This is a genomic window from Coprococcus sp. AM100_B19A (assembly GCF_027662015.1).
Classification (GTDB): domain Bacteria; phylum Bacillota; class Clostridia; order Lachnospirales; family Lachnospiraceae; genus Allocoprococcus; species Allocoprococcus comes.
In genome coordinates, this window is sequence record NZ_JAQDKN010000006.1 from 129,019 (window position 1) to 142,447 (window position 13,429).

Annotated in this window: 15 protein-coding genes and 1 other RNA gene; 3 read left to right on the forward strand and 13 right to left on the reverse strand. The window is 43.3% G+C overall.

Features of this window, described 5'->3' with window-relative positions; translation table 11 throughout:
• Nucleotides 1-24: 24 nt before the first annotated feature.
• The 10 genes from atpH to PGQ33_RS08010 form a co-directional block, all read right to left on the reverse strand.
• Nucleotides 25-570 (reverse strand): ATP synthase F1 subunit delta, encoded by a 546-nt coding sequence (gene atpH, locus PGQ33_RS07965; protein WP_008370066.1) that lies wholly within the window; start codon nt 568-570, stop codon nt 25-27.
• Nucleotides 558-1,073, reverse strand: a complete 516-nt coding sequence (gene atpF / locus PGQ33_RS07970; protein ID WP_270205571.1) for a F0F1 ATP synthase subunit B — start codon at nt 1,071-1,073, stop codon at nt 558-560. Before atpF ends, atpH begins: the two co-directional genes overlap by 13 nt.
• Nucleotides 1,074-1,114: 41 nt before the next feature.
• Entirely contained in the window at nt 1,115-1,381 is a 267-nt protein-coding gene (gene atpE, locus PGQ33_RS07975; RefSeq protein WP_117557506.1) for an ATP synthase F0 subunit C, read from the reverse strand.
• Nucleotides 1,382-1,445: 64 nt separating this feature from the next.
• Nucleotides 1,446-2,165 carry a F0F1 ATP synthase subunit A gene (gene atpB / locus PGQ33_RS07980; protein WP_022220233.1) on the reverse strand — a complete coding sequence of 240 codons (720 nt, stop codon included), beginning with the start codon at nt 2,163-2,165 and terminating at the stop codon, nt 1,446-1,448.
• A 14-nt stretch (nt 2,166-2,179) separates the two neighbouring features.
• Nucleotides 2,180-2,575, reverse strand: coding sequence for a hypothetical protein (locus tag PGQ33_RS07985; protein WP_117835075.1), 396 nt, complete (start codon nt 2,573-2,575; stop codon nt 2,180-2,182).
• A 20-nt stretch (nt 2,576-2,595) separates the two neighbouring features.
• Nucleotides 2,596-2,826, reverse strand: coding sequence for an AtpZ/AtpI family protein (locus PGQ33_RS07990; RefSeq protein ID WP_022220232.1), 231 nt, complete (start codon nt 2,824-2,826; stop codon nt 2,596-2,598).
• Between the two features lie 231 nt (nt 2,827-3,057).
• Nucleotides 3,058-3,555, reverse strand: coding sequence for a tRNA (cytidine(34)-2'-O)-methyltransferase (locus PGQ33_RS07995; RefSeq protein WP_117557510.1), 498 nt, complete (start codon nt 3,553-3,555; stop codon nt 3,058-3,060).
• On the reverse strand, nt 3,548-4,558 hold the full coding sequence (locus PGQ33_RS08000) for an AIR synthase-related protein (protein WP_055156264.1): 1,011 nt from the start codon (nt 4,556-4,558) through the stop codon (nt 3,548-3,550). Before PGQ33_RS08000 ends, PGQ33_RS07995 begins: the two co-directional genes overlap by 8 nt.
• 53 nt (nt 4,559-4,611) lie before the next feature.
• Nucleotides 4,612-6,120, reverse strand: coding sequence for a VanW family protein (locus tag PGQ33_RS08005; protein ID WP_270205572.1), 1,509 nt, complete (start codon nt 6,118-6,120; stop codon nt 4,612-4,614).
• Nucleotides 6,121-6,323: 203 nt separating this feature from the next.
• Nucleotides 6,324-8,084, reverse strand: coding sequence for a B12-binding domain-containing radical SAM protein (locus tag PGQ33_RS08010; protein WP_270205573.1), 1,761 nt, complete (start codon nt 8,082-8,084; stop codon nt 6,324-6,326).
• Nucleotides 8,085-8,220: 136 nt separating this feature from the next.
• On the opposite strand from PGQ33_RS08010, the gene ffs reads away from it, so the two are divergent.
• An RNA gene (gene ffs, locus PGQ33_RS08015) (signal recognition particle sRNA large type) lies at nt 8,221-8,484 on the forward strand.
• Nucleotides 8,485-8,567: 83 nt separating this feature from the next.
• On the opposite strand, the gene tadA is transcribed toward ffs, so the two are convergent.
• The 3 genes from tadA to PGQ33_RS08030 form a co-directional block, all read right to left on the reverse strand.
• Nucleotides 8,568-9,089, reverse strand: a complete 522-nt coding sequence (gene tadA / locus PGQ33_RS08020) for a tRNA adenosine(34) deaminase TadA (protein ID WP_172676465.1) — start codon at nt 9,087-9,089, stop codon at nt 8,568-8,570.
• A complete protein-coding gene (locus PGQ33_RS08025) occupies nt 9,013-10,080 on the reverse strand; it encodes a hypothetical protein (protein WP_270205574.1) in 1,068 nt (355 codons plus the stop codon). Before PGQ33_RS08025 ends, tadA begins: the two co-directional genes overlap by 77 nt.
• A 120-nt stretch (nt 10,081-10,200) precedes the next feature.
• Nucleotides 10,201-11,340, reverse strand: coding sequence for a hypothetical protein (locus tag PGQ33_RS08030; RefSeq protein WP_118217404.1), 1,140 nt, complete (start codon nt 11,338-11,340; stop codon nt 10,201-10,203).
• Nucleotides 11,341-11,642: 302 nt separating this feature from the next.
• Between PGQ33_RS08030 and PGQ33_RS08035 the strand changes: the two genes are divergently transcribed.
• Both PGQ33_RS08035 and PGQ33_RS08040 read left to right on the forward strand, forming a co-directional pair.
• On the forward strand, nt 11,643-11,981 hold the full coding sequence (locus PGQ33_RS08035; protein WP_117557518.1) for a P-II family nitrogen regulator: 339 nt from the start codon (nt 11,643-11,645) through the stop codon (nt 11,979-11,981).
• 124 nt (nt 11,982-12,105) lie between these two features.
• Complete coding sequence (locus tag PGQ33_RS08040) at nt 12,106-13,356, forward strand: ammonium transporter (RefSeq protein WP_270205575.1); 1,251 nt, start codon at nt 12,106-12,108, stop codon at nt 13,354-13,356.
• Nucleotides 13,357-13,429 lie beyond the last annotated feature (73 nt).

Here is a 13,429-nt window from a genome sequence, read left to right on the forward strand (position 1 = left end):
CCTTCTTTCTACTAATTCTAACTGCTATACCTGAATTTTCTTCAGGCTCTTTGACAGTTCATACAGCTTTGTCTTAATACTTGTATCCACAACTCTGTCACCGATACGGATCACCATTCCGCCGATCAGAGAAGCATCTACCTGATAATTCATCTCAAAGGATTCATATTTTGTCGTCTGAAGAAGCCGCTGCATGACTGCTTCTTTCTGTGCCTCGCTCAGTTCTACTGCTGTAGCGATATATGCAATCCCGATTTTCTTTTCTTCTTTTACAAGTCCGATAAAATATTCAAATACAGAATCTATCTTGCTGTAGCGCCCTTTTTCGATCATCAGCTTCATCAGCTCTACAATCTCATTTGAAACACGTCCGCGGAAAATCGTCTCGATCATCTGCTCTTTGTCTTCACGCATAACTCTCGGATTTCCGAGAATCTTCTGAAGCTCTGCATTTTCTTCGAGGATCACTCCGATACTCTGTACTTCCTCGAATATCTCATCCATTTTTCCGCAGTCACGGGCAGCTTCAAACAGGGCGTCACCATATACCTTTGATACTAGCTTAGCCATGTCTGTTCTCCCATTTCTTTTAATGTCTCTTCGATCAGTTCATCCTGTACACTGGTATCGATCGAAGCTGCTACTACTTTACCTGCCATTGCTGATGCAATGGCGATCAACTCCTGCTTCATATCATCAAGCGCACGCTTCCGTTCCAGTTCGATCTCATTATTGGCACGTGTGATGATCCTTGCTGCTTCTTCTTTTGCTTCTGCAACAATTTCATTTTCGGTCTTCATCGCTTTTTTCCGTGCTTCACTGAGAATAGCCTGCGCCTCTTTATCGATTTCTTTTAATTTCTGTTCGTATTCTTCTTTGTAAACGGCTGCCTCTTTCCGGTCATTCTTTGCTGACTCCTGTTCATCAGCAACTCTCTGCTTTCTGTCCTCCAGAAGTTTTCTTACCGGTTTGAAAAGCAGATATGACAGAAACGTGAACATGACAAGCATACTGAGTGCCATGACACAGGCATCAAAAAGAAGCTGCGCATCCAGATTAAACAAACGTTCCAAGGCGTTGCCTCCTTTCTCTTATTTTACAGGCAAAACCTTTTTTACAGCTTTCCAAGAAGCGGGTTTGCGAACAAGAGAATAAGTGCAATAACCAAACTGTACAGACCTGTTGTCTCTGCTACTGCCTGTCCTAAAAGCATTGTAGACGTGATGTCTGATCTTGCTCCCGGGTTACGTCCTACTGCAGATGCACCATGACCTGCCGCAATACCCTGTCCTACACCAGGACCAATACCTGCGATCATCGCAAGTCCTGCGCCGATTGCTGAACACGCTAAAACTAAAGCTTCATTTGAAATATTACCCATAATAATTTTCCTCCTTAATCACTGCAAACCTGATACTGTCTGAACTTAGATCCCAGTTTGCTTTTTACTCCGCTGACGGCATCTTGTCATTGATATATACCATCGTCAGCATGCAAAATACATATGCCTGAATTGCTCCCGAGAACACATCGAAATAGATGTGTAGAAATCCCGGCCATGCCCATGCGATCTTATACAGAAGACCATAGATAAGTCCCATGATTACAGTACCGGACAGCACATTTCCAAACAGACGAAGTGAGATGGAAAATGGTGCTGCGATCTCCCCGATCAGATTGATTGGGAACAAGAACGGCAATGGTTTGAACAGGCCTGTAAATGCCTCAATTTTGTTGTATTTGATGTTATTGAACTGAATCAGCACAAATGTGATAAGTCCAAGTGGAAGTGTTACACCATAATCTGCAGTTGGTGGCCGAAGCCCCAAAAGTCCCGAAAGGTTTGCCACAATCAAAAACAAAAACAAAGACCCGATATAATTCCGGAACGCCAGTCCGTTTTTCCCCATGCTTCCTTTTACCATATTGTCAAGCATCTCAACGATAAGCTCGGCAATATTCTGCAGGGTTCCGGGTTTGCCTTCGGCATCGCTCAGCTTAGCTCGGACAACCAACGCAAAAATCAGCAGTAATAACGCTACGATCAATATGCTGACATGTGTAGTGGTGAGCCATAACTCCTGCCCAAATAACTGGAATTTAACGAGACCGTGAATTTGAAAATCCGGCTCCTTAGCTGCCAGCATTCCTAAGCTGTTCCCCACGCGCTCTACCTCCTTTACTTAGATTTTTTGAATTTAGCGAAAAGCTTATGCATAATTGGCTGCAAATATGCCGCAAGCTTTAAACTCATAATTCCTGCAAACAGTGTAAGTACATTCGCAATCCGAAGCCAGCTGACGGCTATAAATACTACAACTACAACCAGATATCTTATCGCGTAAGATTTCTGCATGTATCTCTGTGCTTCCTGTTCTCCATAAAGTACCGCCTCATCCAACGAGTTTTTCATATGGATTACCATGAAAACACCTGCAGCCACCCCGATCCAAAGCCCTGCTGTCATTCTCAGATGATCCCCTGGGATAATCAGACATACAATCTGTACGATTATTCCATACAGAAGCATAGTGATGATCATATCCTTCAGTACGGTATTGTCTGTCTTACTCATGTTGTTTCATTCCTCCCTGCTCAATTTTTGTTTTTGTCTTCCGGATCTTCATTCGCATGTCTCGCAAGTACCCATGCATTGCGCAGGCCTGCCAATACACCCACTATCACCAAAGGGATAAAAACTGGAAAAGAAACCTTCTTTTCCAGCCATGTACCAAAAAAAGTGCATAGCAAAATGGGAACCAGTATACTGATGCCTAACTGACTGATGAGTGCAAAGGTTTTATATACGCTTTGTTTATATTTCATGATACTTATCTCCATTCTCTATATCACTTTCCATTTATTATATCCTTTTTTATGAAATATGTCCACTGGTTTACACACGATTGTATTTTTTCTTATACAATTTCCAAATATTGTCATCACTTTTACCAATAAATGCCATTAAATGCGTTGATTATTTAAAATATTTTATATAGTTATTTTTTTCACAATAGCAAAAGTGCTGCAAAGCGTTTTTAGCCTTGCAGCACTTTTTTATTCATCCCATTCCAGTCTGTGAAGATGTCCTTCTGTATTCATTCCGGCAAACCCATTCTGCCGGAGCGCTTCATATAACACGATCGCAACCGAATTTCCAAGATTCAGTGAACGGATATCTCCGATCATCGGAATCCGGATGCTGTCTTCCTTGTGGTGACAGAGGATTTCTTCCGGAATCCCTGCGCTTTCTTTTCCGAACATGATATAACAGTCCGGTTCATATTTAACATCCGTATAAAGATTCGGTGATTTTGTAGTTGCCATATAAATCTTCGCTCCCGGATTTTTTTCCATAAAATCCCGGTAATCAATATAAGTCGTCACATCCAGATGTTCCCAGTAATCCATCCCTGCCCGTTTCAGGTTCTTTTCATTTAACCGGAAACCAAGTGGCTCGATCAGATGAAGTCTGGTATTCGTCGCCACACAGGTCCTTCCGATATTTCCGGTATTTGCCGGGATTTCCGGTTCAAAAAGTACAATATTAAGCATTTACATTCTCCTTCATTTCATAAATTCGTGCCAGTTCGTCCGGTGCCGGTCTGTCGAGAAATCTTTTTTCTCCCCCACCCCAGATGATTCTCTCGTTTCCTTCTGTTGTGTGTCCGATGATCTCTGCCGGAATACCTTCCCTTTTCAGTCTTTCCTTTAGTTCTTCACCCTTCGGTGTCACCATAAGAACCGCTCCTGTACTGGTAAGCTGGTAAGGATTCAGATGAAATACTTCACAGACTTCAATCGTTTCCTGACGTACCGTCATTTTCTTCATCTCTACCGAAAGACCAATTCCTGCACCTTCTGCCATATCCCAAAGTGCTGCAAGAATCCCTCCTTCTCCGATCGGATGCATTGCTGACACCCCGTTCCGGCCGGCAATCTCCATTGCCCTGTCACTGAAAATTTCATCTCTCATATCTTCCAACTTATTTAAGAATCCCGGCGCAAACCGCTCTGCCAGAGCCGCCCCTTCTTCCCGTATGATCCGTAAGGTTCCTTCCATACCAATCCATTTAACCAGGACAATCTCTTCGCCTGCTTTTGCCGATCTGCTTGCAAGCAGCTGTTCTTTTTTTGCCTCACCGTGTGCTGTTACATGAACAATACTCGTCTGGATCCCATTTACACTTTGCGCATCTGCAAAGAAAACCCTGAGACCTTTTTCTTTACATATCTCCGAAATCTCCACCATCATCGCTTTCAATCTGGACTCATAGGCAAACGTCGGGAGCATGATCCGGACACTGATTCCATATGCCCGCGCTCCTCTGGAAGCCAGCTGATCCACTGCCTGCGCTATGGCAAATACTCCAAGATCTTTTTCATTTCCGGCTAATGAAACATCCGTTGCGATTGTGATCCGCTCTTCACTTTCATCTGCTATATAACAGGTTTCCTCCTGTGACGGTCTTAAAAAATCTATACCTTCTATATTATTCTGTATCTGTTTTAAAACCGAACGCCGATAGACGGTCTGTGACACTCTTCCTGCTTTCATACTTTTATCCTCTTTCTGTTCTGCCATTCTTTCCAACAGCCGCCTGCTTTTTATTACTTAAGTGCAGATGCCTTGCTGATCGCCGCATTAATCTTCTCCTGATCCTGGGTTGCAATTGCTTCCTCCACCAGCTTAGTTGCCTCTGCATTATCTGATTTTGTCCCGACTTTCACGGTAACATCAGAAGTCTGATAGGTGCTGTTATTGATTACTTCCCGGCTGACCTCTTCTCCGTTTTCATAGGTAACTTTCCAGAGCCGTGCCGTGCTTCCATCCATTCCGGCTCCCTCTGTTTCCTGTGAGCCGACCGCACTTTCCGTATCTTCTACATACTTTTTCGTATACTCTGTTGTCTCCAGAGTCTCACTTTCAAATTCCACGGAATGTCCTGCAGCTCTGGTATCTTTTCCGTAAATATAAAAACCAAGCTGGTTATTGCCATCAATATATCCTTCAATCAGGATCGGTGTATCGTAATTATTGACAAATTTAAAATCACTGATTCCTTCCGCTATCATTGCATCCCTTGATGGTTCTACATAGCTGACACTCATGGAATGCGGTGCACGCCGGGTGACCTCCAGTTCCGCATAAAGAACCGCATTATAAAGCGTCGTAGATACCTGACACAGGCCACCTCCGATACTCTCTACAATCTGTCCGTTCTCATAGGCACTTCCTGCCACATAGCCATTCTCTTCTGTGTAAGGAAGTGTGACCTGTTCCACTGAAAATTCTTCTCCCGGCATAACAACAGTTCCGTTGATCAGCTCCGTTGCTCGCCTGATGTTCTGCACGCGGTCCCCCCATCCGGCGTTTGTCGTATAAGAGCCAAGCTCATCCTGCAGGGATTCCAGATCTGCCTTTTTGATCGTCGGCTCTTCCGTATCCAGCTTTAACTCTACTTCTGCGTCCTCGTAATTCCATTTTTTGTTCATGAAATTCTTAATCTTCTTCACGGATTTATCTACATCAACCGTATAACCTTCTGCTTCATCTATCAGATCGAATCCGCTTCCGTTATAGGATGCCGATGCATTGACCGCTTTCTGTTCCAGCGGAACCGCACGTTCCTGGATCAGCTCTCTGAGTTTTGCTTCATCAACTTTAAAGCTTTCATCTATGACATATTTCTTCTTATTTAAATTATGTATCTTCTGATAGCGGCTCCAGATGCTTCCATTTTTTCCGTATCCGACCGCCTTTTCTGCAAGCTTATCAATATTTTCTACTTCCGCTCCCATTTCCTCGATTGACACATCTGCGCCCTGATCTTTTACCTTCAGTACAAGTTGCTTATTCCGATAATCTCCAAGTGTATTGTTTACCGCTTTCACTGCTTCTTCCTTGGTCATTCCGGATACATCTGTCTTCCCTATAAAAACATTTTTGCAGATATGCTCCTCATCTACCTTGCTCACATACCGCCATAATATGAACTGAATCACGGAGAAAATAATCACGATGGCTGCAATAACCATAATCCCCACATGCAGATTTCTCTGCCGGATACGCTTTTGTGCCTTTTCACTTAACTCTCTCTTTTTCTTTCGTGCCGCCATCAAAAAAATCCTCCTGATTTTATATGATATATGGAATAATTGATGTTGCTACCATTGCAACAATAACAACAAGAATAATCACTGCCGCTATCTTCCGTGTCTGTTTTGGATTAAACACTTTTTTTCACCTCAAATCACACATTTGTTTTCATTCTATACTCTTTCATTTCTTTTTTCAAGATATCCATTACTACTGTCAGATGTTACTGTTTGCATAATTCCCGGATTTCTTCTGTAACACAAAATACCTTTGCCTGATGATCCAGTGGGTTCCGGTTCTGGTAGTCAAACAGAAGCACACATTCTTCCTCTTTCATATCCCCCAGAACATCATAAGAAAACCTCTCGATATGCGTCATTTTTCTAAGCTGCCGCTTCTCCATATTTTCATAATTTTCCAGATAACGCCTCTCTTCATCCTCACGGTCATAGAACAGGCGGAACTCTTCTTTGGAAATCCGCTCATCGCCTGCAAATAACGGACGGCTCTTTGCATTCTCCCTCAGATAAAAGTCCAGTGTCAGAAGCTGCTTATACGCCTCACATCTTTCTGCATCATAAAATCTTGCAAAATCATACAGGATCTCATATCTTGCCGTGCGTGCATGACTTAAAGTATCCAACCCATTTTCTTCATAATACTCTGCCAGCTTTTCAAAAAGCGTAAATGGTCTTTTAAAGTGTCGGATCAGATAAGGAAGCGTGTAACAGAACTGCCTGCTGTTATAGTAGGTCTCCACCATTTCCTCGATCCCTTTCAGGCGCAGGGTATCCTCATATGGAAGCCACTTTGTATACAAAACTTCATACGGTGGCATTCCTTTATAAACCAGTCCGTAATCGTCTTTCTTCTCTTCCATATAAGAACCCTTCAGTACTTTCAGAAAACCAAGCTGCAGCTGCTCCGGTTCCAGTGCATAAACATCATCAAAGGATTTCCCAAAGCTTTCATAATCTTCATACGGCAATCCTGCGATCAGATCCAGGTGCTGATGTACATTACCATAAGAATTGATTCTCCTTACCACTTCTGCAACCTGTTCAAATTTCATTGTCCGGTGAATCTCACGTATCGTATCCAGGTTGGTAGACTGCACACCGATTTCCAGCTGGATCAGCCCCGGTCGCATGGTTTTTATCAATTCCATTTCTTCTTCATTCAAAAGGTCTGCCGCAACCTCAAAATGGAAATTGGTAATGCCGTTATCATGCTCTTTGATATAACGCCAGACTGTCATGGCGTGATCATGTTTGCAGTTAAATGTACGGTCTACAAATTTAACCTGAGGTACTTTATGATCGATAAAAAATTGCAGTTCTTTTTTTACCAGTTCCAGATCACGGAACCGCAGACACTTATCTATAGAAGAAAGACAATAACTGCACGAAAATGGACATCCACGGCTTGTCTCATAATAAATAATCTTATGTTCAAAAAGCTCCATGTTCTCATATACAAACGGAACCTTACTCAGATCCATGGTCTTGCGCCATTCATTTTCCACAATCTGCCCGGTCTGTTCCCGGTATACGATTCCTTTCATATTCTGAAGTCCGTCCGCTGTCTTCTCCTGATAAAAGTGTAAAAGATCGCAGAAAGTCTGCTCCCCTTCTCCTTTCATGACGCCATCCACTTCTGGCAGACGCTCCAGCACCTTTACTCCATCATAAGATACCTCCGGTCCGCCTATCCAGATGATGATCTGCGGCATCACTTTCTTGATCTCCCTGCAGATCTCTTCAACATAAGTAAGATTCCAGATATAGCAGGACAGACAGAGCATGTCCGGCTTCCTTTTGTAGATATCCCGCAGAATCTCATCGAGCTGCTGATTGATCGTATATTCTCCAATACTGATCTCATCTGATGTATCACCATACTTTTCCGCATATGCTTTCAGACAGTAGACTGCCAGATTGGAATGTATATATTTCGCATTGACTGCACCTAAAAGTACTTTCATATCGTTTCCTTTCCGTTTCCAAAAAGTTTTATCTTTAGTATCATACTCCATTTTCAGATTGGCGTAAACCAAAATGATAAAATAAAATCTCCTCAGATACATTGACATTTTTACAAAAACACGGTAAAATAATGTTCTGTGCAGCCGGGGTGCTAGCGGTACCCTGTACCTACAATCCGCTATAGTGGGGGTGATGCTGTGCCGAGGGCTTTACTTGTCAAAGCTGCCTCTGGTTTGTGGCGTTGAGATTTGGGTCTTACGCGGCGGGACTCTGTGAACCGTGTCAGGTCGGGAACGAAGCAGCACTAAGCAGAACCTCTCGGGTGCCGTAAGGTAGCCTGGGTTGAGTTTACAGCCAGAGTAACGTTTGGTAGGCTTTAGTTCGACGCACAGCGCACAGAAAAAAAGAAATTACAAAAGCTACGGATTTTGTTTCCGTAGCTTTTTTCATGCAAAAAAGCCTGCCTTTGACAGGTTCTTCGATTAAGGATTTTCTTCCGGCATATTTGCTGATTCCTGTTCTTTCTTTTTCATCTTCTGCTTCTTGCGCAGTTCCTTGAAAAAGCTCTTCATCATCTGTGAGCATTCTTCTTCCAGAACTCCTGTCGTAAGCTCTGCCTGATGATTAAACGCTTCCACCTGTAGAAGATTCAGGATGGAACCGGCGCATCCGGCTTTCGGATTCATACATCCAACAACCACTCGTGGAATCCTTGCCTGTACAATGGCTCCGGAACACATCTGACATGGTTCCAGCGTTACATATAAGGTGCATTCTTCCAGCCGCCAGTCACCCATTACCTTACTTGCCTTTTTGATTGCAGAAATTTCTGCATGTGCAAGGGGATTCTTATCCGTTGTCCGCCTGTTGTATCCTCGTCCGATAATTTTCCCCTGATATACGATCACACAACCAATCGGTACTTCCTCAATCTTCCATGCTTTTTTCGCCTGACGGATCGCTTCCTTCATGTATTTTTCGTCTTCGGTCAATATCTGCCGCATCTTCCTTCTCCTTTACTTCTTTTCGAATCACTGCCCCTACCGGTCTGCACCAGTAACCGAAATGTTCCTCATCTTCAATCTCATATTCTTCCAGATCCAGTTCACCATCAGATGGCTTCATGAACTGACTGAATCCAAATGCTCCTGCCGCCCGCTGCTCGCCCGGAAAATACAGTCCCGGAACCCCAATCCAGCATTTCCCTTCTTTTTCAAATGATACCAAATGATGGTAATTATAATATCCATGGAGCAGAAAATGATTATTCGCAAGCTTCCATTCCTTTCGCGGAAGTCCGGCAATCTCCTGACGGGTGATTTTATAGATGATATCCTTTGTGGTTTTTGGTGGTAAATCTGAATTTGCGTTCTGAGAGTTTCTTTCTTCCGGCACATTTGGGTTGCTTTTCGATTTCCTAACTGCATCTGTGTTTTTAGATTGTTCTGAGGTATCCTGTTCTTCTATATTCTCAGATTTTCTCTGGCTTGTTTTCTCCTCAAGTATTTTCTCATTTCCTGGCTTCTCGTATTTTTCATTGCTTAGCACGTCTCCGCCAATTGCAATTTTTTTATTTTTCCCCGATTTGTTTAGCTTCCATTCTTCTTCCGTAATCATCCTGCTAACATCTACCGGTCTCGCCTCATCCCAGACTGCTCCATAATATCCTGCATCCGCTCCGTTTCCAGCCCGAAGGATCATTCCACCAATCCTGCCAAACTGTCCATCTCCTCCCACATCGTCTGTCGTATAGCTCAGCTTATAACCAAATGCTGCCTGCGCCCCTCTGATCTCTCCCATTAAAATCCCTATGCACTGTCCATCCTCTTCATAAAACAGATAAATTTCCAGTGTACGACCTCCCGCTACGGGAAATCCTCTCCCATAAATCTGGACCACGGTCGCCTCTTCCTGCTCAAGAACCTTTACAAAACCTGTATTTCTTGTCCTTTTTCCATTCTGATATTCATATAAATACCGGATAAAGCTTTTCATAATCTAGCACCTGCACCTTCCTTCTAACTGCCTGTTCTAAACTATTCTGACTTTCCGGTAAAAATTACCATTTTTAAAAAATCAGAGCGGAATCTTCCGCTCTGACAAATAACTCATTGATTAATCCAGATAAATCGGTGGTTCGTAGTCTTTTCCCATCGTAGCTTTCTTTCGCTCTTCCACCCCAAGGAACGCCCACTCTGTCATGTCTGTCCACTTGTGATCTTTTCGGTCATATACCTGTACATAACCGATTCTGTGTGGATGCATACGCACACTGTTTGTCCGATACTCATGTCCGGTATATGGGTTCACATCTCCATTTACCAGATCTTCATCAATATCCTCCCGACGCTTGATCGGCTGGAAATCCTGCGGCCATCCGGAAGATTTCTTTTCCTTTTTCGGAGTAATCAGCTTTGTAAGTTTTGAAAATGGTGATTTTTTCTCCTCATGAACATCTTCAGTTTCCGCATCTTCTACTGCAGGAGTTTCCTCTTCCTGATAGGTTTCCGGCTGATTCTCTTCATAATAAGCCGGCTGTTCCTGGTACGCTTCCTCCTGCGGTTCTGCCTCTTCCTGGTAAGCAGCTTCAGAAGTTTCCTCCGGAATCTCCTCACCCCCGGCTTCTTCAACCGCTTCCGCTTCTACTTCCTGTTCGGGCTCCTGCAATTCTTCTTCAATCTGTTCTGCGTCTTCTGCAGATACTTCCACATCATCTTCTGCCGGTTCTGTGTACGGCTCTGTTTCTTCTTCAGTCAGAATATCCTCTTCCAAAGTATCTGAATCCGCAACGCTTTCTGTCTCCCTGGCAGTCTGTTCTTCTGCATCAAGATCCAGTTCCATCTGTACAGCTTCTTCCTTCGGTTCTGCTGTGGTCTCTTCAAGTATATCTACAATCTCTCCAACTGTAATATCACGTTCTACATTCTTTTTTGCTTCTTCTCTTGCTGCCTTTCTTTCTTTTTTCGCAGTAAGCTTCTCAAGCTCTCTTCCCGTCGGCATCTCTTCTTCATCCAAAGCTTCCTTTTCCGAATCCGCATTACCAAGAATGCTGAGCTGGAACGGGCATCCAAGAATGTCTGCGATCATACGCATATCCTGCTCCTGAAAATTATCTCTGCCAAGCCGCTGTGTCAGATTCTGACGGGACATCTTTTTCCCGGTTCTTGCTTCGATTTCTTCTGCAAGCTCTTTAATTGTCATATCTTTTCTGCTTAAGACAATTTTTACCTGCTCCCCGAATGTGAGATTAATCATGTATTTTTCCTCCTTTTCTCCCCGTATAAATATATCTTCTTTCTAAATACAGACTTATTGCTTTGTTAACTTAAAACTTTCTTGATAAAGGAATCTTTTTCACTTATCTTTTATTCTAGCAAATGACATTTTATCCGTCAACACCTAATAAATGCGCGAATTTTTTGTATTTTTTCAAAAAATAATTTGACAAATCAAAATCAGTCGCTATAATAAAGCGTATCAAGAACGATGGCGTTCCCTATTATCCGGGGAACGCCTTTTTTGTTCTTTCTTTTAAATCGAGAAGGAGGGAATCAGTTATGAAAAAACTAGAAATCATTATCCAGCCGGAAAAACTGGAGGCTCTGAAAGCAATCCTGGATGCTTCCAATGTCAGCGGTATTATGATCAGTAACATTATGGGATATGGTAATCAGAAAGGACACAAACAATTTTATCGCGGTGCTGAATACAGCGTAAATCTTCTTCCCAAGATCAAAGTAGAAACCGTTGTTGAACCGGAAGTTGCAGAACCTCTGATTCAGAAAATTGTCGAAGAGATCAAAACCGGTGCTTACGGCGATGGTAAAATTTTTGTTTACGAAGTACAGGATGCTGTAAGAATCCGTACCGGTGAACGCGGATCTGCTGCTCTTTAGCTAAAAAATATATGTGAATCAAAATAGTGTTGAATATTGTTATCAAAGAGGATAACTGCAAATGAACTGTCTGTAGATCATTCATTGCAGCTATCCTTTTTATTTGAAATGGAGGATGTTAAATATGGGATTATCTGATTTAATTGCAGGCGGAATGGATGCAACCGCCGCCACTGAACTACTGCTTAATGTTGTCTGGACAATCATCGGTGCAACTCTTGTTTACTTTATGCAGGCTGGATTTGCAATGTGTGAAGCCGGATTTACCAGAGCAAAAAATACTGGAAATATACTGATGAAAAATATGATGGACTTTGTACTTGGAAGTTTGTTCTTTTTCATCTTCGGATTTGCGATCATGCACGGAACCGACTGGAATGGTATCATCGGTATAAAAGGGTTCTTCAATCCTACAACACTTGCCGATGCCGACGGACTTTTCAACGGACTGCCAATCGGAGTCTTCCTTATTTTCCATACAGTATTCTGCGCCACATCCGCTACCATCGTATCCGGTTCCATGGCAGAACGTACTAAGTTCCTTGCTTACTTATTATATAGTGCAGCGATCAGTATTTTCATTTACCCGGTAACCGGTCACTGGATCTGGGGCGGTGGATGGCTCGCCCAGATGGGATTCCACGATTTTGCAGGTTCCACAGCAGTTCATATGGTAGGCGGTATCTGTGCACTTGTTGGTGCCAAAATCCTCGGACCTCGTATCGGAAAATATGATAAAGAAGGAAATGCCCGTGCAATTCCAGGACACAACCTTTCCATTGCAGCTCTTGGCGTATTTATTCTCTGGTTCTGCTGGTTCGGTTTCAACTGCGGCTCTACCACAGCAGCATCCACAAACCTCGGTGATATCGCAATGACAACCAATCTTGCCGCTGCTGCCGCAACACTTGCAACCCTTGTTGTAACCTGGATCCGCTATGGAAAACCAGATGTATCCATGACATTCAACGGTTCCCTCGCCGGACTCGTAGCAATCACCGCCGGATGCGACACCGTCAGCAACTACTCTGCAATCATCATCGGACTGATCGCTGGTATCCTCGTCGTATTCTCCGTAGAATTCTTCGACAAAGTAGCCAAGATTGATGACCCGGTAGGTGCGATCAGCGTCCACGGCGTATGCGGTTTCACAGGAAGTATCCTCGTTGGAGTCTTCTCCCCGGAATACACCCTCAAAACCCAGATGATCGGTGTCCTTTCAACCGTAGCCTACGTCCTCGTAATGGCAATCATCGTATTCACCATCATCGATAAAACCGTAGGTCTCCGCGTCACCAAAGGAGAAGAACTCGACGGTCTCGATATCCACGAACACGGCTGCTCAGCATATGCGGACTTTAACTTCCGTTTATAGCCGGGCGAAGTAAAATAAAAAGATACAGCCTCTGGGATGCTTGCATTTCAGTGGCTGTATCTTTTTATTTTAA